This is a genomic window from Elusimicrobiota bacterium (assembly GCA_016722575.1).
Classification (GTDB): Bacteria; Elusimicrobiota; Elusimicrobia; order FEN-1173; family FEN-1173; genus JADKIY01.
This window is the reverse complement of the sequence record JADKIY010000007.1, coordinates 52,463-72,700: the sequence shown is the minus strand read 5'-3', so window position 1 is coordinate 72,700 and position 20,238 is coordinate 52,463. Positions and strand designations below refer to the sequence as shown.

The 20,238-nt window shown below is 62.5% G+C and carries 15 protein-coding genes and 1 pseudogene; 6 read left to right on the top strand and 10 right to left on the bottom strand.

Annotation, left to right across the window (positions count from 1 at the left end; all coding sequences use genetic code 11):
• Window positions 1–42: 42 nt before the first annotated feature.
• Genes IPP68_12265 through IPP68_12255 form a run of 3 tightly spaced genes read left to right on the top strand, consistent with a single transcriptional unit; the run spans window position 43 to window position 4,493 of the window.
• A complete protein-coding gene (locus IPP68_12265; protein MBL0351123.1) occupies window positions 43–2,346 on the top strand; it encodes an MMPL family transporter in 2,304 nt (767 codons plus the stop codon).
• Window positions 2,347–2,350: 4 nt separating this feature from the next.
• Window positions 2,351–3,121, top strand: a complete 771-nt coding sequence (locus IPP68_12260) for an outer membrane lipoprotein-sorting protein (protein MBL0351122.1) — start codon at window positions 2,351–2,353, stop codon at window positions 3,119–3,121.
• A gap of 28 nt (window positions 3,122–3,149) precedes the next feature.
• Window positions 3,150–4,493: a hypothetical protein gene (locus IPP68_12255; GenBank protein ID MBL0351121.1), complete on the top strand. Its 1,344-nt coding sequence runs from the start codon at window positions 3,150–3,152 to the stop codon at window positions 4,491–4,493.
• A 9-nt stretch (window positions 4,494–4,502) separates the two neighbouring features.
• On the opposite strand, the gene IPP68_12250 is transcribed toward IPP68_12255, so the two are convergent.
• From IPP68_12250 to IPP68_12235, 4 genes are read right to left on the bottom strand one after another with little or no spacing between them, the layout of a single operon-like run.
• Window positions 4,503–5,660: a glycosyl transferase family 1 gene (locus IPP68_12250; GenBank protein ID MBL0351120.1), complete on the bottom strand. Its 1,158-nt coding sequence runs from the start codon at window positions 5,658–5,660 to the stop codon at window positions 4,503–4,505.
• Between the two features lie 32 nt (window positions 5,661–5,692).
• Window positions 5,693–6,769 carry a molybdopterin biosynthesis protein MoeY gene (locus IPP68_12245; GenBank protein MBL0351119.1) on the bottom strand — a complete coding sequence of 359 codons (1,077 nt, stop codon included), beginning with the start codon at window positions 6,767–6,769 and terminating at the stop codon, window positions 5,693–5,695.
• Window positions 6,766–7,641, bottom strand: a complete 876-nt coding sequence (locus tag IPP68_12240; protein MBL0351118.1) for a ThiF family adenylyltransferase — start codon at window positions 7,639–7,641, stop codon at window positions 6,766–6,768. The genes IPP68_12245 and IPP68_12240 overlap by 4 nt, the downstream gene beginning before the upstream one ends.
• A complete protein-coding gene (locus IPP68_12235; GenBank protein MBL0351117.1) occupies window positions 7,638–8,834 on the bottom strand; it encodes a GNAT family N-acetyltransferase in 1,197 nt (398 codons plus the stop codon). Before IPP68_12235 ends, IPP68_12240 begins: the two co-directional genes overlap by 4 nt.
• 147 nt (window positions 8,835–8,981) lie before the next feature.
• Between IPP68_12235 and IPP68_12230 the strand changes: the two genes are divergently transcribed.
• The gene (locus IPP68_12230; GenBank protein MBL0351116.1) at window positions 8,982–10,250 is read left to right on the top strand and encodes an OmpA family protein; all 1,269 of its coding nucleotides are present in this window, start codon (window positions 8,982–8,984) and stop codon (window positions 10,248–10,250) included.
• 2 nt (window positions 10,251–10,252) lie between these two features.
• A complete protein-coding gene (locus IPP68_12225) occupies window positions 10,253–11,962 on the top strand; it encodes a sensor histidine kinase (GenBank protein MBL0351115.1) in 1,710 nt (569 codons plus the stop codon).
• Here the strand turns inward: IPP68_12225 and IPP68_12220 are convergent.
• The 4 genes from IPP68_12220 to IPP68_12205 are packed head-to-tail and all read right to left on the bottom strand — an operon-like array spanning window position 11,959 to window position 14,748.
• The gene (locus IPP68_12220) at window positions 11,959–12,669 is read right to left on the bottom strand and encodes a response regulator transcription factor (GenBank protein MBL0351114.1); all 711 of its coding nucleotides are present in this window, start codon (window positions 12,667–12,669) and stop codon (window positions 11,959–11,961) included. The two genes, IPP68_12225 and IPP68_12220, sit on opposite strands and share 4 nt — an antisense overlap.
• 19 nt (window positions 12,670–12,688) lie before the next feature.
• A complete protein-coding gene (locus tag IPP68_12215; protein MBL0351113.1) occupies window positions 12,689–13,117 on the bottom strand; it encodes a DUF3592 domain-containing protein in 429 nt (142 codons plus the stop codon).
• Between the two features lie 9 nt (window positions 13,118–13,126).
• A complete protein-coding gene (locus IPP68_12210) occupies window positions 13,127–14,197 on the bottom strand; it encodes a PilT/PilU family type 4a pilus ATPase (protein ID MBL0351112.1) in 1,071 nt (356 codons plus the stop codon).
• Entirely contained in the window at window positions 14,194–14,748 is a 555-nt protein-coding gene (locus tag IPP68_12205) for a hypothetical protein (protein MBL0351111.1), read from the bottom strand. The genes IPP68_12210 and IPP68_12205 overlap by 4 nt, the downstream gene beginning before the upstream one ends.
• An 81-nt stretch (window positions 14,749–14,829) precedes the next feature.
• On the opposite strand from IPP68_12205, the gene IPP68_12200 reads away from it, so the two are divergent.
• Entirely contained in the window at window positions 14,830–15,759 is a 930-nt protein-coding gene (locus IPP68_12200; protein ID MBL0351110.1) for an NAD-dependent epimerase/dehydratase family protein, read from the top strand.
• A 59-nt stretch (window positions 15,760–15,818) separates the two neighbouring features.
• Here IPP68_12200 and IPP68_12195 read toward each other — a convergent pair whose 3' ends face one another.
• Together IPP68_12195 and nifJ are read right to left on the bottom strand one after the other, a co-directional pair.
• Window positions 15,819–16,142 carry a hypothetical protein gene (locus IPP68_12195; GenBank protein ID MBL0351109.1) on the bottom strand — a complete coding sequence of 108 codons (324 nt, stop codon included), beginning with the start codon at window positions 16,140–16,142 and terminating at the stop codon, window positions 15,819–15,821.
• A 206-nt stretch (window positions 16,143–16,348) separates the two neighbouring features.
• Window positions 16,349–19,970 (bottom strand): annotated as a pseudogene (gene nifJ / locus IPP68_12190) (pyruvate:ferredoxin (flavodoxin) oxidoreductase).
• Window positions 19,971–20,238 lie beyond the last annotated feature (268 nt).

Below are 20,238 nucleotides of genomic sequence, written 5' to 3'. Positions count from 1 at the left end.
GGCCGGCGGTTTGCGCCGATCTTCGTGAACACGGAGCATCGCGTGACCCGCCGGGATCGGACGGTGGCCTTCATCGCCGACGGCATGATGAAAAGACCCTGGGTCCTGGCCCTGGGGGTCTTTTTGTTCGGGGCTTTTTTTTGGGTCCAGGCCCCCCGCGTGGTGCTGCGCTCCGACGTGGACGATTTTGTCCTGAAAAACGACCCCGCCCGCCTTTTCCGGCTCGAACTGGAAAAATATTTCGCCAAGAACAATCTCTTCGTGGTCGCGCTGTCCACCCACGATGTGTTCACGACCGAGACCCTCTCGTTTCTCAAAACCCTCACGGGGGAAATCAAATCCGTGGACGGGGTGGAAAGCGCCCTCAGCCTGGCCAACGTGAACGACATGGTGGGGACGGCGGATTCCTTCACGGTGGAGCCGCTGTTTGAGACCCCCCCGACCGGCGAAAGGGCTTTAAACGCCCTTCGGCGCCGCGCGTTGGACAACAAAATGTACCGCCGCAATCTGATCTCGCTCGACAGCCGGACCGCCGCGGTCGTGGTGTATCTGCCGCCGTCGGGCGACGGACGAAACCCGGCCATTCTTCGGCAGGTCAAGTCGATCCTGGAGCTCCACCGGAAGGCGGGATGGATTTTTCATCTGGCCGGAAACGACGTGACCGGCGGGACCATGGCGGACATGACCAACGCGGACGTGGTCCGATTCATGCCCCTGGTCTTGGTGCTGGCCCTGGCGACGGTGTATTGGGTTTTCAAAAACGGCTGGGTCCTTTTTTTGGCGGCCGTCGGTGTGCTGTCCACCATTTTGGCCACGGTGGGTCTTTCCGCGGCCGCGGGAATTCCGATGAGCAGCACAACCGTGGCCGTTCTTCCCTTGGTGGTCACCTTGTCCCTTTCGGACTTGATCCATTTGTTTTCCCACCTGGACCGCAAAACCCTTGATGCGGCGGGGTCGCCCCGGGCCGGGCTGAAGGGCATCCTGAAGGAAATTCTCTTCCCCTGTTTGCTGACCAGCGTGAACACGGCCATCGGATTCGGATCGCTGGCCTGGAACGACATTCCGGCCGTTCAAGGGTTTGGTTTTTTGGCGGCGGCCGGGATGTTTTTTGAGTTCCTTTTCACCTTTGGGTTGGTGGCGCCCTTGGTGCTCCTTTTGCCGGCGCGGGGACTCTGGCGCGATCCCAAAACGCATGAATCCCGCGCGATACCCACGGCGGTGCGGAAGGCGCACGAGACCGTCCGGCGGCGCCCGGCCATCGTCTTCGCCCTCTGCGTGGGGGCTTTGGCCTGGGCCGGGTGGCAAATGCGCCGTTTGCAGGTTGAGAACAGCGCCCTGACCTTCTTCCGGGCCAAGGAACCGCTTCGGCTGGATCTTGAATTCATCCGAGACCGTCTGGCCGGCGTCACGCCCATCGACCTCTCTTTTCGAACCGAAACCCCGGGGACTTTTCGCGACCCGGAGGCCCTGTCGCGGCTGGATCGGATTCAAAAAGCGATCGATGCCTTGCCCGGGGTCGACGCTTCGCTTTCGGTGGTGGACTACTTCAAGCAAATGAACCAAGCGTTTCACGCCGACGACCCCCGGTACTACGCGGTGCCGGCGTCGCGGCGGTTGGTGGATCAATACCTACTGTTGTACGACGCCGACGATTTGGAGGAATACGTCAACAACGCCTACACCTGGACACGCCTGCGCGTGCGGGTTCACGGCGACGAATCCAAGTTCATCGGGCAATTGCTCCGGGGAATGACGGCGATCGTTTCCGGACCGGACACGGAAGGGTGGCGGGTGGATTTTCTGGGCGAGGGCGTGGAGAGCTCCCGCACCGCCGATTCCATGATTCGTTCCCAGATCAAGAACATCGCGGGCGCCGTCCTCACCATCGGCCTGGTCATGGCCCTGGTGCTCCGGTCCGCCCCGATGGCGCTGTTGTTCCTGGTCCCCAACCTGTTCCCCATCACGCTCAACTTCGGCATCATGGCGGCCTTGGGGATCACCGTCAACACCGGCACCGTGCTGATCGCTTCGTCGGCCTTCGGCATCGTCGTGGACGACACCGTTCACTTCTTCACGCGGCTCAAGGAATTTCTGGACCGAGGCCGGCCTCTGGCGCAAGCGCTGCACGACGTGACCGGGGAAAAGGGGGAAGCCGCCTTGTCCTCCGCCGCGATCTTGAGCGCGGGGTTCGGCGTGTTGATGTTGGGGCATTTCGTGCCCGTGGTTCAATACGGCTTCCTAAACGTCGTGATCATGGCCACCGGGATGATCGGCGACATGTTTTTTCTTAAGTCGATTTTCTATCTTCGACCCCAATGGCTTTTTTATTCCCCCCGAAAGGAATGACCCCATGCGCCGACTCGCCTTTGCCGTGACGGTTTTCTACGGAATCGCTCTATACGCCGGCCCCGCCCCGGACGGCCGGTCCATCGTAAAAAAAGTGATCGACCGTGACGATGGGAAGGATTCCATTGCGCAGATCGACATGCTGCTCACCGACCGCACGGGATACACGGAGGCCCGCGCCATGACGGCGGCGGCGAAGGATTACGGAACGCTGTCCAAATCCCTGATTCGGTTCACCGACCCGGCGAACATCGCGGGGACCTCCTTTCTCTCCTGGCAGGTCAAGGACAAAAGCGATGAACAGTTCCTGTTTTTGCCCGAATTGGGTCGCGACCGCCGTATTGTCTCCGGCCAGAAAGACAAAAGCTTCGCCAACACGGACTACACCTACGAGGACATGGAAGAGCGCAAGCTGGACGACGACGCCCACCGACTCCTTCGAGAAGAGAAGGTGGGAGCCTACGACTGCTGGGTTGTGGAAAGCACCCCGCGCAAACCGTCCTCGTCCAAATACAAACGTTGGATCGTTTGGATTCCCAAAGGGATTTTTGTTCCCCTGCGAATTGACTACCACGACGGGGTTCCGCGCATCGCCACGAAAGTCCTGACCGTCCGGACCTTGGAAAAAATAGACGGTTTCTGGACCGCCACCGAAAGCGAAATGAAGGACCTCAAGCGCAACCACGCCACCCGCATGCGGGTCCGCTCCATCACTTACAATTCGGGATTGCCGGACCGAATGTTCACGCGCGAAGCCCTGGGCCAACCCCAATGAGGAACGGTCGGGCGTTGGTCTGCTTTTTTTGTCCGTCGGTTTTGCGACGGCGTGGGGCGGCTATTCTTTGGACGGGCGGAAAAAACGTCCGGCCTCGGAGCCCCGCTGGGAGGGCGGACCGACCCCCCGCTACACGCTGGGACGCTCGGGCCCGCCGCGCGCGTTCCCTGTCAAACTCGCGGGAAAAGTCACCAACCGCTTCAATTGGGACACGGCGCGGGATTCCCCCTTGGAAGACCGGCATTTTACCTTCACCGACGCCCAGATTGAAGCGACGTACCGGCCCAGCGACCGGTTCCAAGCCGTCGCCGGCGAGTGGATCCAGGAAGGCAAAGCGCGCCCCTACAACATCTACGCCAATTTCACCTCCGACCATCTGGGCCTGCGGATCGGGAATCAAATCGTCCGCTGGGGCAAGTCCGACGAACAGAGCCCCCTGGACAACCTGAACCCCGAGGATCTCCGCCTGGGTCTCACCCGGGACCGCGCCGACCGGAAAATTCCCGTGCCCATGGCCAAATTGGACATCCACTCGGACGCCGTTTCCGTTCAAGGCATTTACATCCCCTACTTTACGCCTTCCGAAATCCAGCTGTACGGGAGCGACTGGGCGCTGTTCGGTCACCTGGAGCGGCGTTACGGGCCCTTGCCCGTGGCGCTGGAGGAGCGGCCCAAAACGCTCCGCGACGCCGCGGGAGGCGTCAAAATTTCCGGTTCCCTGTGGCGGGTCGACCTGGCGTTCAGCTATCTGTCGCGCTACCGCGATCTTCCGACGCTTCGCGGTTTTGCCATCCCCCCCCCGCCGTCGCCCGGCCGATCCCCCACCCTGGAAGACATGGTCCAGTGGGCCGTCGTTTCGGGCCAAAAGATTCGACTGCGGTATGTTCGGGAAGAGGTTTGGGGGGCGGAGTTTGAAACGGTTCTGGGCGATCTGGGGTTAAGAGGCGACGTGGCCTACGTGTCCAGTCAAAGCTACATTTCCGCCGCCTTGACGGAGGTCCGGAAACCCGAGCTCCGTTACTTGGTCGGCGTGGACTACAACGGACCGGCCAAAAGCTATCTCAACGTGGCCGTGCAACAAATTTTCATTCAGAACTTCGATCCCACCCTGGCCCCGCTTCACCCGCGAACCACCCAGTTGAGCGGGGAATTGCGCTTTGAAATGTTCGGCGGCCATGTTCGACCGACGTTCCGGGGGTTTTATGATTTTGCGGACAAAAGTTACTACCAAAATCCGGCCGTCACCGTTTATTACATTCCCAACGTGACGCTTGAAACCGGCGTGGACCTTTACGGCGGCCCCCCCAGTTCGGCCGCGGGATTCTACGACGCCGCGGACCAAGCGTATCTGACCATTCGCTTTTTCTTCTAACCGCCCCGCTTAACGAAAAATCTCTTCCAGGAACGCGCCGAACCGCGCGTCGGTTTCTCGAACGGAGATTCCGGCGGACTGGCGCCCCGCCGCGGCCCGCATTTTCGGGTTTTCCCAAATTTCGCGCAGAGCGGCCTTGATCCGTTGAACCGTCAATCGATCTTCCCGAAGGACCCGCCCCGCTCCCGCCGCTTCCACCGCGCGCATGCACAACAGTTGATCCAGATTCCGGCACACCGCGAGGACCGGGACGCCCACCGCCAGCGCCTGATGAACCGCTCCGGCGCCGCCGTTGCAAACGACCAAACGCGCGCCGGCGGATTGTTCCCCCCCGTCCCAATAGGGAGCGAATTGCGCCCGAGGAAAACCGGAGGGGGCCGGCCCCCCCGCGGTGGAGACGACGGCCGTGCAGGGCCATTCCTCGAGCGCCCGCAGCAAAGGGTCCAACGAACCCGGGCTGCCCGAGCTCCCGAGAGCGACGTAGACGCGCTCGCCCTCCCGGCCCGGACGGGGGCCCGGGGCCGGATTCTTCTCGGGAGACCACAGCACCGCGCCCAGGAACCGGTGGCGGTCCGGGCACCGAAGATCGGGGTAAAGGGCGGGCGGATCGGCGTAGAGGACGTGGTCCGCCTCCGTATAAATCCACCTCAAATCGGGCTTCAGCGGGGCCATCCCGTTTTCCCGCCGAAGCCGGTTCAGCGGGGCGGCGTGAAGCCGCTCAACGAGAGGCCACGCCGCCCGGCCGACGACGTCGAGCACGGCGGACGGCAGCCAATTCCAGCCCGACAACACCGGTCGAATCCAAGGCCGCGGCCCGCCGGCGGGGCTCCAGTGGGCGTTGGCGAGCGCGGCGTAGGGCACGCGAGCGCGGCGCGCGCTCACGGAGAGCGAAAGTCGGAAATCGCCGATCACGAGGTCCGGCCGGTGGCGGCCCAGGAGGCGGAGGTCGTTTTGCACGTACCGCCGAAGGGTGTCCAGGTCGAAGACCGGCCGTCCGGTCTCCAGGGCCCGCAGGAATTCCTCGCTCGAGCGGCAGTCGAGCGGCAACGGGTCCAGGCCCTCGGCCCGGACCCATTTCGCGTGCCAGGGAGCGCAGGCGATGAGGGGTCGGTATCGGGAACGGTCCAGGCCGCGGATCAAGGCCAGGGGCCGCGCGATGTGGCTCAAAGTGGCGCCTTCGGCCACAAACAAGAGGGTTTTCAGGCCGGGGAACTCCAGAGTCGTTCGAGGGGAATTCGGAGGGAACGGAAACGGGGCCCCGACCCCGCCCCCACGCGCCCCAACCAGACCACCCGGGCCGGATCGGTCGGCAACCAGCGTTCGTAGGCGGCGTTCAACCGGCGCGCCAGCTTCTCCACAGCCCCGTCGGCCGTAAACGCGCGGCCTTCGCGGAGGTATCGATTGAATTGGATCGGCGTGTAAGCCGGTTGGTGCCAGAGCCCTTCCCGCGTAACGGCCAGCCAAAAACGCTGAACCGCCCGGCCCGATTCCAGGAAATCGTCCACCGTCGACGGCGGCCGTTCGGCGAGGAGAAGAACCTGGGCGCCGCAGGCCAACTGGGGCAGGAAATCCATCAAGAAACCCGGGGACCAGGCCCCCCCCAGCCAACGGTTGAACCACCGCACGCGCGCCGCACTCTTAAGGACGAAACGCATGGCCCACCGCAAAGCGGCGTTGGAGACGATCGATCGGTCGGGCATCCGGTCTTCGCTGACCTCGGCCCCCCATTCAATGACGTCCCGGTGCACGTCGTAGGCTTCGGGGAGGCTCAGACGAAAATGCGCCACACGCCACAGCAGAACGGCGGTTCGCCACCGGGAAACCGCCGACTCCAGCCAAACGACGCGGTGGTCCGCCCCCACCGCGCTTTCAATCCGGCTTTTTTCCGCCGAGGTCAGCCGACGGGGGCGGAGGAGCCCGCGCTGAACCGACCGGGTTTCCAGATACGCGTGAAGGGGGTCGGGCGGGCTTTCCGACGCCCCCCCCAAACGGACCTCCAACACCGTGCGCTCCTCCGTGCCGGAGGGCAGTCGCTTCCATTCCAACCGACGACCGATGGCGCCGGCGGCCAAAAACATCGATTCGAGCAACGCGCCGGCGGACAACTGGGTCGGACGACCGTCCAGATCGTACACGCAATGGCGGCGCGTGTCGCGGACGACGATCCGAACGGAATCGGGGGAAACCCGCTCAAAACGCCACGGCTGGGTGTTGTCGCCGGAGGGGGCCCAACGGGCCCGCTCCAACACTTGATCGATCGCGCCGCGCCCGGTCAAAACGCCTTCGCCTTGAGTCGCCGTTGAATCAGATGGATGAGAAGCCGTTGCAGGGGGTTCGCGTTTCCCCCGGGCCGGTAGGACCAGCGGGCCACTTGGCGGTAGGCGTCGAACTGGAGGATCCAGGGGGCGCCGCGGACGGGTCCGCGCTTCAGCAATAATTTCAGAGCTTGGGCGACCGCCACCGCGGAACAAAGCTCGCAAGCGACCCCGGTGGAAGGGCCCCGCCGTTGGGCAAAGTCGACCGCCAACGGATCCACGAGGTATTTGATGTGAAGGAGAGCCGGGGACAGACCCACCAAGAAGCGGGCGTAGCGCTCGGGCTCCGAACGACCCTCCAGTCGGAAATAGGATTCAAAACTCATCCCGTCCGGCAGGAACGTGATCATCGCCGTTCCAAATCCCAGGGGGGCGGCGGTCACGGCCGGGATTCCGCGGGCCCGGCAGGCCGCAAAGACCTTTCGCCGTATTTCCAATTGAAAAAAATCGAGCCCGTCGATGTAAAGATCCACCCCGTCCAAAAAGGCGTCCACGTTGGTTTCGGTGACCCCGTCGGGGAACGCCCGCAGGTCCATTTCCGGATTGATGTCCCGGGCCATTCGGGAGAGGACCTCGAGCTTGGTTTGGCCGACGGTGGAGCAAAAGGCGCCGGACTGGCGGTTGAAGTTGTGAATTTCAAAACGGTCGAAATCGGCGAGCGCGAGCCGCCCGACGCCGAGGCGCGCCAAGGCCAGGACGTGCCCGCCCCCCACCCCCCCCAGGCCGGCCACGGCCACCCGGGCGGTCCTTAACCGCTCCAACTCGGGGGCCGTCACCCACCCGAGGGTTCGGGAAAACGCCGCGTCGCGCGAGAACCCCGCTCCGCCCGTCAAACGGGACCTCCGGGTTTCGGGGCCAAGGCTTTTCGTCCCGTCAAGAGTTCCACCAATTCGCTGGAATGGGCCAGGCAGCGGTGGTGCATCGATTCGATGTCTCCGCGGTAGGTCAACCGTCGACGGCAATCCGGCCAGACGACCTCCGGCCCCACTTCCTCAAAAAAGAGTCCCAACCGCTTCAGGCTGTGGGCCAGCCGCTTCTCCATGTGAGCGAACCAATGGGACAGGCCCAACACCCCGCTGACTTCAAACACCAATCGAAACAATCCGAGGACGATCAGCAACCGCTCCGACGCCACCCCGGCGGAGGACTCCCCGGAAGTCGCCGCGTCGTGAAGCGGCGCAAACAAGCCGTCGGATCCCCGTCGACGGAAATCCTTCTTCGTGGTGAATCGCGACAATTCGGCCATGCGCTCGGGGGCGGGCGGGGCGACCCCGACGCCCCCCGGATACTTCTGAAAGGGAAGGTTTTTGCCGAGAGGCAGGATCAGTCGGATGGTGGAGACCGCCTCCCCGTCCGAGGTGTAGGCCCCGAGAAGGACGGACACGGGGTCCATCTCGTCCATTTCCAGACCGGGGTGTTCGGGGTTGTCCCGTTCCCAACCCATCTCTTCCACGTAGACCGCGTGGCGAAGGCGATGAATCGACATCCGTTCGACCGGCGTCTTGGCGATTTTAAAGGTGAACACGCCCACCGTGGAATCCGGAATCGCTTCGACCCGGTGAAGCTTCTCGTTTAACGTCGCTTGGTCCAGAGGCGACGCCGGCGGCGGGGGAGGCGGCGGCTTCAGCAGGCCGATCAGTTCCGGGACCGTCCATTCGTGCAGGCGGGCTTTCAGATCCCAAAGGAACAACACACCGCCCGGGCGCAGCACGCGGGCGATTTCACCCAACAAGTGGTAGAAGTGATCGAACCCCACGAGGACTTCCTCGGCGAACACCGCGTCGAACGTGTGGGCCGGGTAGGGGAAAGGGCGGACCACGTCGGCGTCGGTCCGAAGGGCGGGGTCGTGGGCGGAAACCGTCAGGTGGGGAATTTGCCGGATGAGTTCTTCGGCGAATTCCCCTCGACCGATTTCCAGCAGCTTTTCGGGTTCGGACCTCCCTTCCAGGCGGGCGCGCAACAATTGCCGCATCAACCCATCGCGCAACCGGCTGACGTGCTCGGGACCCACTTTGACTTTCACCATCGACCTCGCGTCGCAAAAAGTGGCCGCCGGAAACCCCCCGGGACGGCCCCCCCCAGTATGGGCATCCCCGAACGGATATTCAAGGGGGTCCTTGCAATTTTCCGGGGGAGCAGTACACTTGGAGGAGGAACCCAAAGGACCCACTCTGTGATCCGACACCGCGCGCTGTTCTTGTTCATGCTGATGGCCTCCGTCCGGGGGCCCGCGTCGGCCGCCCCCGCCGCCGGGGCGGCCCGCGCCGGAGGACGGTCCGTCGCGGCGGACCCCTCTTCGCCCGGGCCCGTCGACAACGCCGTCAAAACCGACGAACTGACCAAGAACCGGGAATCCCTCCTTTCGAAAATGGACAATTTCTATTCCGGACTCCGCGTGGATCGTCGGGGCGGGGGCGCGTCGCTGGCGCTGTATTCGGAATCGCTGTTCGCCAACGACGGGGAAGCCTTGACCGATCGCGCCCGGACCCTCCTGGCCCTTTGCCGGGACTACGCCCTCACGTTTCCGGACGCGGCCGTGGGGGTGACCATCGTCCGCCCGGCCCGCTCCACCGAAAAGGATCGAAAGCGCTCCTTGCAGGCCTTCCGTCTTGGGGCCGAGGTGTTTCTCCCCCTCTCCCTGCCGCCGGCTTCCTTTTACCTTCGGTTCGCCAGCGGGACCGCCGAGGGTTTTGAAGGATTTCGGCTGGCCATACAACCCGTCAAACCGCCGTTGCGGAAAAGTGAAACGGAGGGCCCCACCGTGCACGTTCACACGGCCCCGGGGCCCGTGTCTCCCGACGGAGAGACCCGGGTTTCGGTTTCCCTTTTTCTCTTTGAACCCCTGCGCATCCGACGCTGGTCGGTCCGTTTGGTGGAAATGAAATCCGGGCGATTGATGCGGACCTTTTCCGGCACCCGTGAACTGGCGGCGACTTTGGACTGGGACGGGCTCGGCGCCCACGGGAATCCCGCCCGCCCGGGGACTTACCGGGCCTTCTTGACGGCTTTTCCCTGGACCGGGGGCGCGCTCACCGACAGCGAAGGATTCGTCCTCCTCGGGCCCAAAAGCGCCGGCCGGGGAAAACCCGCCCCCCGGGACGAAGCCCCGGAACCGCCGCCCAACCGGCAATGGGCGCAGGAATTGCATTTCCGACGAAACTCCAGCGATTTGGCCGGGGCCGCTCAGCTGGAAGTGCGGCAGCTGGCCAACAACCTCCGCGCCTTTCCCGAACAATTGGCTTTGATCGAAGGGATGGCCGAGGAGCGGGAAAACAACGCCGAGTCCTTGGCCGCCGCCCGGGCGCAACGGATCAAATACGTTCTGGTGCGGGATTACGGGATCGACCCCGGACGCGTTAAAACCGTCGCCCGCAGCCCTCGGGATTCCGACCGAGGGGGATCCGCGCAAAAAGCGGTGGTTTCCTTCCTCGAGCCCGAATAAACGTGCGGCTCTGGCAAAAATTCATCTTCGTGTCGTTGGTCATCGCCTGGGTTCCCCTGGGGTGGCTCGGCTTTCGGTTGGAACGGGAGGTGAGCCGTTCGCTCACCGCGTCCAGCTTTCAAATCCAAAGCGGCCTCGCCGATCGGACCGTGGACATGGTCAACGGCCAGATCGACGCGGCCGTCAATCTCCTAACGGGCATGGGACGAAACCTGTCCGTGCGATCCCCCGGGGCGGTGGTGAGCCGGACGCTCGGGTCCGCCCTCAACACCCAACCGATTTTAACGGACTTGTGGGTCCACGACCGGGCGGGACGGCTCCTCCACGCCCTGCACCGCTTTAAAAAAGGACGGCCGGTGTCGTCCAGCGAATGGCCGCGTCTTCGCGCCGCGGTGGACAGAGACGGGGTGTTCCTGGGGCGCGTGCAAATCGTCCCGCCCTCCCATCCCCGGTTGCTGACCTGCGTCCCGATCCTGTCCCCCGCCAATAACATTGAAGGCTATTTGGTCGCGCGTCTTAACTTGTTCGTCCTCGCGCAATCCCTGGGCACCTTGGCCGAAGGGGCGGGCGGAAAAGCCTACCTCCTGGACCCCCAGGGGGCGCCCTGGGCCGAATCCAACGACGACAAGCCCGAGCGCCCCCCCCGCGCCCCCGCGCCCTGGACCGACCCGCGGTGGACCCAGGGGGAGTACAAGCGGGAAGACGGCTCCCGGGTTCTGGGCGTCAAGAAACCGCTTCGGGGCCTCAAGGGGTGGGTGGTGTTTGAACGACCCCGGGCGACCGCCCTGGCGGTGGCGGACAAAGTGCGCCGCCGCGTTTGGCGTTCGCTGGCCTTCGCCACCGGATTCGCCGTTTTGTTGGCCGTTTTCTTCGGCGTTTTCATCACCAAGTCCCTGCACCAATTCATGGACGCGGTCCAACGGTGGACCACCGGACACTTCGGGTCCCTGATCACCATTCAATCCCACGACGAGCTGGGCGACCTGGCCCATTTGCTCAAAGACGCCCAACCCATATTGGAAAAAAGGGCCCGGGACTCGGTGCTCGGCCGCATGACGCGCTTCATCGGCCACGATTTGCGCCAGCTGGTCCAGGCCCTTCGCAACTCCCTGGCCGCGATCTTGTCCCACGTCAACGAACCCGACGCCCAGGCGGCGAAGCACTTTTTATTGAGTTACGAAACGTTGGATTGGATGGAGGATTTCATCGAGGATATTTTGACCATCGGCCGGGACCGGCCCCTGAACGCCAAAAAAACCAACGCCAATCATTTCGTTCAACGCCTGGTCCCCAAATTGCGCCCGCCCGACGGTTGCCGGCTCACCACCCTCCTGGCGTCGCCCGCCCCCCTGGCTTGGATGGAGGAAAGCGAAGCCCGCAAGGCGCTCTTAAACGCGGCCAAAAATGCCCTGGAGGCCATTGGGAGCCAGGGGGAGGTGGTCATCGGGACCGAAACGCGCGCGGAGGGGGTGGCGATCTGGGTTCGGGACAACGGGGCGGGGTTTCCGGAGGAAAAGCGCCGACACCTTTTTGAAGAAACGACGACCAAGGAAACCGGTTCGGGGCTGGGCCTGCTGGTGATCAAGAAAGTCATGGACCAACACGGCGGGCGAGTCGACATCGCGAGCGCGGAAGGCCGGGGAACGACCCTCACCCTGCTTTTCCCCGCGGCCGCGGACGACGAGAGCCCCCGGCCCCCGCCGCCCCGCTAGCCCGCCCGTCGGGCGTCGTCGGCGCTCAGCTGATTGTTTTTGATCGCCAAACAGACGGCGTGGGCGGCCGTTCGGGCCCCCAGCTTTTCGATCACCTGCGCCAGTTTCTTGGCGACGGCTTCTTCCGATAGCGGGGCGCCGTTTCGGGCCAAGTCCGCGACGATTTCCGCGTTGGAGGCCCCGTCGAAGGCCACCTTTTTCAAAATTTCAAGATCCAGCCCGGTCAGCACCCCCTCGGCGCCCTCCACCACCGTCAATCCGGCGTCCCGCACCGACTGGATCAATTTCTGGAAGGTCCCCACCCGGGACAAGGGCCGTTCGCCCAACGCTCGGAGGATGTTTCCCACGACGACTTCCGCCGTTGCGTATTTTTTGAAGAGGTAATCGTCGGCCCCCGCCCGAATGGCGTCGAGGATGTGGGCCTGATCGTCGTAACTGGAGAGCACCAGGATCAACAGGGGTTTGCCCAGGGCCCGCAACCGTCCGATGGCCTCCAGCCCGCCCAAACGCGGCATGGAGAGATCCAGGAGGACCAGGTGCGGTTCGTGCTTTTGAACGGCCTCGAGGGCTCCCAACCCATCGGCCGCCTGGGCGACCACCTGCAATCGATCGGCCGCGTGGTCCTCGATAAAAGTAGCGATGGATTCCCGCAGCAACGGATGATCGTCCGCCAAAACCACACGGTAGCGCGTCGAATGATCGGTCATCGAACCTCCTTCGAATTTTTCACTGGGGCCCCCGGGTCAGCGGGTAAGCCCGCTCAAACCAGGATTGCCCCGCCGGAAGCCCCCACCGGACCGCCAGAAGGATCGCCCCGGCCAACCACAACCCCGCCGCGAGGCCGAAACGCATTCCGAAAGTCGCTACGCCGCACCGGTCCGGGCTTTGGGGATCGAAAAAAAGCCGAATGGGATCGCCCACGGCGTAACCGGGGCTGGACGATTTCCAATTCGAAACGTACGTGTGCGGACGCCCCGCGCGGTCTTTGAATTCGGCCTTCACGCCGTAGATCCGCCCGCCTTTGGACCCCCGCCCTTCGGGCAACTCCACCACCCGCCCCTGGACGAACTCTTTCCCCTCCAACAACCGGCGCTGATGGGCCCCCGCCGCCCATCCCCCCAACAACAACGCCCCGATCACGATGTTGAGAATCACGCGGAGGCCCTACTGGGGGACGCCCAGCTTCTGAAGAAGTTGATCGGGGAAGCGCGTGTGCCGGATGGCTTCCTCCAGCTTGATGTAGTCGGTCGTCACCAGGGCTTGCAAGGCTTGGTTCATGGATTGCATGCCGAAACGCTTGCCGGTTTCGATATCGCTGATGACCTGAAAGGTTTTCCCCGTTCGAATTTGATTCCGAACCGACGGGGTCGACACCAGGATTTCCACGGCGAGCACCCGGCCCGTTCCGTGGGATTTCCGGACAAGCTGCTGGGAAATCACCCCCTCCAGGCTGCCCGCGATTTGGTTGCGGACCAGATTTTGTTGGTCGGCGGGAAAACTTTCCACCAAGCGGTCCACCGTGGACACGGCGTCCATGGTGTGGAGCGTGCCCAACACCAGGCGGCCGGTGCTGGCCGCCGTGATGGCCATGGAAATGGTTTCCCGGTCCCGGATCTCTCCGATCATCAGCACGTCCGGATCCTGGCGGAAGGAATGCCGGAGGGCCGTCGTGTATCCGTCGGTGTCCGACCCGATTTCCCGCTGTTTGATCAGCGCTTTTTGATTTTTGAAGAGGAATTCGATGGGATCCTCCACCGTGATCACGTGGCAGGCCCGCTCGCGATTGATCGTTTCGATCATGGCCGCGAGCGTCATGGATTTTCCGCTGCCCGTGGGCCCGGTAACCAACACCAACCCCGACTCTTTGAGCGCCAAGGTTTTGGCGATGTCGGGCACCCCCAGTTCGATCATGGAAGGGATTTCCAGGGGGATTTTCCGAAAAACGACCGCCCAGGTGCCCCGCTGGCGATGGACGTTGCCCCGGAAGCGTCCGATTTCGGAAAACCCAACGGAGAAATCCAGTTCGTGGTCCGCCATGAGGCGCGCCTGCTGGTCCTCCGTGAGGACGTGGAAAATCATTTGTTCCAGGTCCCGAAACTCCAGGGGGTTTTCCCCCGGTTCGATGGGTTCGATGCGGCCGTTCAGGCGGTAACAGGGGGGCGACCCGGCGCACAGGTGGAGATCCGACGCCTCGCTCGCGGCCAATTTGGCCAACAGGGGTTTGATTTCGTTCATGGGGCTTTCTCCGCTTTCAATTCGCTCCATTGGGCGGCCAACCACCCGTACAACCCCACGATCACGCTGAGAACGGCGACCAGGACCAACGCGAACAGGAAGAACAAGGCCTTCAACCAGGACCCGCCCGCCAAAACGCCGTCGATTCCCAGAAGAAACAGCAACGTCAGAACCCCCAAAAGCGTGGCGATTCCGCGGCTCAACTTTCCCAACCCGGCGAGGAGAGCGAACTGGGATTTCCAAAACTCCGCGTCGCTCCACCGTTGAAGAACGCGCTGGAACCACCGGACGAAGGGCCACGACACGACGAAAATCAATCCCCCGAGCGCGGCCGTCGTCCACAACGGGCAATCCAACACCGAGGGCCATCGCCGAAGAAGTCCGTCGGCCAGAAGGCCCTCGGCCCCGTAGGCCGCCGAAAGGGAGCCCCCGAGATGAAGCAGGCTCACCCAATGGGGCAGGTTCATCCGCCAGAAAATGGGCCAACCGCGGGCGAAATGTTTGGGGGTTAATCGATCGAAAAGGGTTCCCATGGTGTCGGCTTTAAGCATAGCCCCGATTCACCGTATTTCAAGAGTCGCCAATCCCCCGATTTGGTAAAATGGCCCCATTCCCCAATCAAGGAGTCGTCCATGCGGTTTTTAGTCACCGGCGCCGGCGGTTTGATCGGCGCCAACGTGTCGTTGACGTTGGCCCAACAGGGCCACGAGGTCCACGCCTTGGACCATTTCGGCGTCGGCCGGCGCGAAAATTTGGCCGATTTCAAAGGCACCGTCCACGCCGGCGACATTCGGGATTTCGATTTTGGGGGTTTGGGCCGCTTCGACGGGGTCTTCCACCAGGCCGCCATCACCGACACCACCGTCATGGACGAAAAGCTGATGCGGGACGTCAATGTTCGGGCCTTCGTGCGCATCCTGGACGCCGCCCACCGCACCGGGACCCCCAAGGTCGTCTACGCCTCCAGCGCCGCCACCTACGGGAAAGGTCCGGTGCCCAACCGCGAGGACCAGACGCCGGCCCCGGCCAATATTTACGGCGTGAGCAAAGTCGAAATGGAACAGGCCGCCAAAACCTTCACCGACGCCCACCCGGCGGTCAAAACCGTGGGACTGCGCTATTTCAACGTCTACGGCCCTCTGGAGTTTCACAAAAAAGCCGCGGCCAGCATGATTTACCAGCTCTACCTTCAAATCGCCGCCGGGAAATCCCCCCGCATTTTCAAATGGGGCGAACAGTACCGCGATTTTGTTTACGTGAAAGACGTCGTGGCCGCCAATTGGAAAGCCTGGGAATATCCCGACAACGGCGTTTTCAACGTCGGCACGGGGCTGGGGACCCCTTTCAACGACCTGATCGCCCACCTGGGCCGCGCCCTGGGGGTTTCGCCGAAAACAGAGTATTTCGACAACCCGTATGGGTTCTATCAGGAAGCCACACGCGCCGACATGACGAAATCGGAAACCAAAATGGGCTTCAAAGCCGCTTTCCCGCCGGAAAAAGGCATCGCCGACTACGTCGCCTACCTCAAGACCCGGGCGCCGCAACCCCTTCCGAAATAAAAAACCCCGCCCGAAGGCGGGGTCCGATTTTCCTCCACCACCAACACCGCATCCGGGCGTCAGCGGCGCCGCACCACCAAGTCGTTCTTTTTGACCACGTATCCCGTCATGACGATTTCCAATACCACGAGGGCGGCGAAGGCCCCCAAGAGCGTCGCCAACAGCGAGGCCAGGCTTTTGGTGACGAGCTCGATGGAAAACATCAACATCGTCGCCCCCGCCAGCACCGCCACCACCAGAAAGGTCCACCGGTGCTTAAGGAAAACCATCTCCCCGCAGGAAACGCAATAGATGCATTGGAAGGGGGTGACAATGCCCAGAACGTCGAAAAACGTGATGGGGCCCTTGCACTGGGGACAATGCGCTTCGGGTATAAGTTTCATGACACCCCAAGGCTAGACCCAAAAGGCCGGTTTGTCAAGATTCACCCCCCCCCAAAAAAGCCCTCCCCTCTGAGGAAGATCCGTTGGCTCCGGGATTTTCCCGTCCCTCCGTTCCTCCGGACGATCGAATAAGATCCCCCCAAATAAAAAGATCCCGGAGGGCCATGTGTCCCCCGGGATCTTTCGTTCAAATCAACCGTTGAAGCTTACTTCGTGACCACCGCCGCGGCCATGGCCGGCAGGGCTTCCGCGCTGTTGACGGAAGCGGCGTTGGGCGCCGGTTGCTGGGCCAGACGTTCGTAAAAAGCCCAGCGATCGTCGATGGCCTTTTGGGCGTGCTCCATGGATTGGAGGGTGACGTCGTCTTTGCCCTTGGTGAGGGGCGCGAACCGGTTTTCGCCCAGCAAATGGGCGCGCAGGGGCGTGGTCTTTTTGCTGTCGAGCTGGAAGGGGTTCTTGCCCTGCTTGGCCAATCGGGGATCGTAGCGGAACAGGGGCCAATAGCCCGAATCCACGGCGCTCTTGGTCTGGCCCACGCTCTTGCTTAGATCGTACCCGTGCTCGATGCAGGGGCTGTAGGCGATGATCAAGGACGGCCCGTCGTATTGCTCGGCTTCCAGGAAGGCCTTCAGGCACTGGTTGTCGTTGGCGCCCATGGCCACCTGGGCCACGTAAATGTTCTGGTAGGTCATGGCGATCAAACCCAAATCCTTCTTGGGCTTGCCCTTGCCGCCCGAGGCGAATTTGGCGATGGCGCCGAAGGGCGTGGCTTTGGAGGACTGGCCGCCGGTGTTCGAATAGACCTCGGTGTCCATGATCATGATGTTCACGTTTTCGCCGCTGGCCAGCACGTGGTCCAACCCGGCGTAGCCGATGTCGTAGGCCCAACCGTCGCCGCCCACGATCCAGAGACTTTTGCGGACCAGGTTCTCCGCCAGGTTCTGCAGGTCCTTGATCTTCGGGGAGGTGGGCAGGGTTTTCAATTTTTCAAGAAGCGTGTTGACGCGAACCCGCTGTTCCTCGATTTGGGCGTCGGTGGCTTGGACGGCGTTGAGCAGGCTGTCCGCCAGTTCGGCGCCGATGGCGTCCCGCAGGGACGTCACGAGGTTGCGGGCGTAGCCGACTTTTTTGACGTAGGAGAGCGTCATGCCGTAGCCGAATTCGGCCGCGTCTTCGAAGAGGGAGTTGGACCAAGCGGGCCCGAACCCGCGCTGGGATTTGGACCAGGGGGTCGTGGGCAGGTTGCCGCCGTAAATGGAGGAACACCCGGTGGCGTTGGCCACCAGGGCCCGCTCGCCGTAGAGCTGGGTGATGAGCTTCAAATACGGCGTTTCGCCGCAACCGGCGCAGGCGCCGGAGAACTCAAAGAGCGGGTCCCGGAGCTGCACGTTCTTGACGGCCTTCATGTCCATGGAATAACTGTTGATGTCGGGCAGGGCGTCGAAATAGTTCCACTTGATCTTCTCCCGTTCCCGAATGGGCGGCTGGGGCGTCATGTTGATGGCGCGGTGGGTGGGGTCCGTCTTGGACTTCGCGGGGCAGACCTGCACGCAAAGCGTGCACCCGGTGCAGTCCTCGGGCGCCACTTGGATCGTGTAAAACTTGTCTTTGAAGGCGGGCCCGAACATGGCCTTGGCCTTGAGGAACTCCGCCGGGGCCGCGTCGGCCGCGGCCTGGTCGTAGAGTTTGCCGCGGATGCAGGCGTGCGGGCAGATGATCACGCACTTGCCGCACTGGATGCAGAGGCTTTCGTCCCAGACGGGCATTTCCAGGGCCAGGTTCCGCTTTTCGTATTGCGTGGTTCCGGAGGGGTAAGTGCCGTCGGCCGGCATGGCCGAAACGGGCAAGAGGTCGCCTTCGCCCCGGATCATCATGGCCGTCACGCTTTGGACGAAGTCCGGCGCGTTGGAGGTCACCGCGGGTTGCATGGACTTGGTGGAGGTGACTTGGTTGGGATACTTCACCTGCGTGAGGGTTTGCAAGGCGATGTCCACGGCGGCTTTGTTCATGCGCACCACGTCCTCGCCCTTCTTGGACCACGTCTTTTCGATGTATTCCTTGATGTGCTTGACGGCCTCTTCCTTGGGAAGGATGTTGGCGAGGGCGAAGAACGCCGTCTGCAAGGGGATGTTGAACCGACGGCCCAGGCCCACCTGCTTGGCCACCGCGTAGCCGTCCAACACGTAAAATTTCACTTTCCGATCGATGATCTTTTTCTGGGCCTCCGCCGGCAGGTCGTCCCACACCTGGTCGGCCGGGAGCGGGCTGTTGAGGAGGAAGGTGGCGCCCTCTTCGGCGTATTTCAGGACGTCGTATTTGCCCATGAACTGGTAGTCGTGGCAGGCGACGAAATTGGCTTTTTGGATCAGGTAGGCCGAGCGGATGGGTTTTTTGCCGAAGCGCAGGTGGCTGATGGTGATGGCGCCGGCCTTTTTGGAGTCGTAGTAGAAAAAGCCCTGGGCCCAGTTGGGGGTGTCTTCGCCGATGATCTTGATGGAGTTTTTGTTGGCGGACACCGTGCCGTCGCCGCCCAATCCCCAGAAGACCGCCCGGATGGTGTCTTTGTCTTCGACGATGAAGTTCGAGTCGTAGGTCAAGCTGGTGTGGGAGACGTCGTCGTTGATGCCGATGGTGAAATGGTTCTTCATGGTGCCGGCCTTCAGGTGGTCGTAGAGGGCTTTGATCATGCCGGCGTTGAATTCCCTTGGAGGAGAGCCCGTAGCGGCCGCCGTAAATGCGGGGCATGGCAAACGGCAGCCGGTTTTCCATGACGCTCTCCATGATGGCGGAAGACACGTCCAAATAAAGGGGTTCGCCCTGGGAGCCCGGCTCTTTTGTTTTGTCCAACACAACGATCTGCTTGACGGACTTGGGCAGGGCGTTGACGAAATGTTCCGCCGAGAACGGCCGGAACAGCCGCACCTTGAGCATGCCGACTTTTTCGCCCTTGGCGTTCAGGTAATCCACGACTTCCGAGACGGATTCGCAGCCCGAGCCCATGAGGATCAGGACCCGATCGGCTTCGGGGTGGCCGTAGTAATCGTAAATCTTGTATTGGCGGCCGGTCAGCTTGGCGTATTTGTCCATCTCGGCCTGCACGATGCCGGGGACTTTCTTGTAGTAGGGGTTCACCGTTTCCCGGGCCTGGAAGTAGACGTCGGGGTTTTGGGCGGTGCCGCGGATAAAGGGGTGTTCGGGGGACAAGCCGCGGCTTCGGTGTTCGTTGATGAGCTTTTGGTCGATCATGGCGCCCAGCACTTCGTCGGACACCAGCTCCACTTTTTGAATTTCGTGGGAAGTGCGGAACCCGTCGAAGAAATGGAGGAAGGGGACCCGGGCGAGAAGCGTGCTGGCCTGGGCGATGGTGGCCATGTCCATGCCTTCCTGGACGGAGTTGGAGGAGAGGATGGCCCAGCCCGTCTGGCGGACGGCCATGACGTCCTGGTGGTCGTTAAAAATGGAGAGGCCCTGGGCCGCGATGGAGCGGGCGGCAATGTGGAAAACGGTGGAGGTGAGTTCCCCGGCGATCTTGTACATGTTGGGGATCATGAGCAAAAGGCCCTGGGAGGAGGTGAAGGTCGTGGACAGGGACCCGGTCTGGAGCGCCCCGTGCACGGCCCCGGCGGCGCCGCCTTCGGACTGCATTTCCACCACGGTGGGGACTTCCCCCCACAGGTTGGGTTTCTTCATGGAGGCCAACAGGTCGGCGCGCTCGGACAGGCCGGAAGATGGGGTGATGGGGTAAATGGCGATGACTTCGTTCAGTTTATAGGCGACGTGGCAGACGCCCTCGTTGCCGTCGATCGTTACCATTTTTTTAGACATCATCTTCTCCTTGGCGATGGCCGAAAAATTCCGTGTCGGTCTGACCCGACGTCCTTGTCGTCAACGTGCATACTTAAGGGGATGGCTCTTATGGCAGAGAGGAAAGGCCGCAGTGCGTTCGTATCGTCGTAAGTATATCAACCGCCGGCCGAAACTGTCAAGAAGCCATGAAAATTTGCCTTCGTTTTCGCAATTCCCCAGCGGACGGTGCTTTGTCCTTTCAATAGTATACCAATTTTGTCATATATTCAATCCTTAAAATACGCCTCGG

Excerpts from the sequence above, each read along its gene's own strand:
- IPP68_12195 (MBL0351109.1), bottom strand. The coding sequence starts at position 16,142 with ATGAAACTTATACCCGAAGCGCATTGTCCCCAGTGCAAGGGCCCCATC.
- IPP68_12200 (MBL0351110.1), top strand. The coding sequence starts at position 14,830 with ATGCGGTTTTTAGTCACCGGCGCCGGCGGTTTGATCGGCGCCAACGTG.
- IPP68_12235 (MBL0351117.1), bottom strand. The coding sequence starts at position 8,834 with ATGGTGAAAGTCAAAGTGGGTCCCGAGCACGTCAGCCGGTTGCGCGAT.
- IPP68_12220 (MBL0351114.1), bottom strand. The coding sequence starts at position 12,669 with ATGACCGATCATTCGACGCGCTACCGTGTGGTTTTGGCGGACGATCAT.
- IPP68_12260 (MBL0351122.1), top strand. The coding sequence starts at position 2,351 with ATGCGCCGACTCGCCTTTGCCGTGACGGTTTTCTACGGAATCGCTCTA.
- IPP68_12210 (MBL0351112.1), bottom strand. The coding sequence starts at position 14,197 with ATGAACGAAATCAAACCCCTGTTGGCCAAATTGGCCGCGAGCGAGGCG.
- IPP68_12205 (MBL0351111.1), bottom strand. The coding sequence starts at position 14,748 with ATGCTTAAAGCCGACACCATGGGAACCCTTTTCGATCGATTAACCCCC.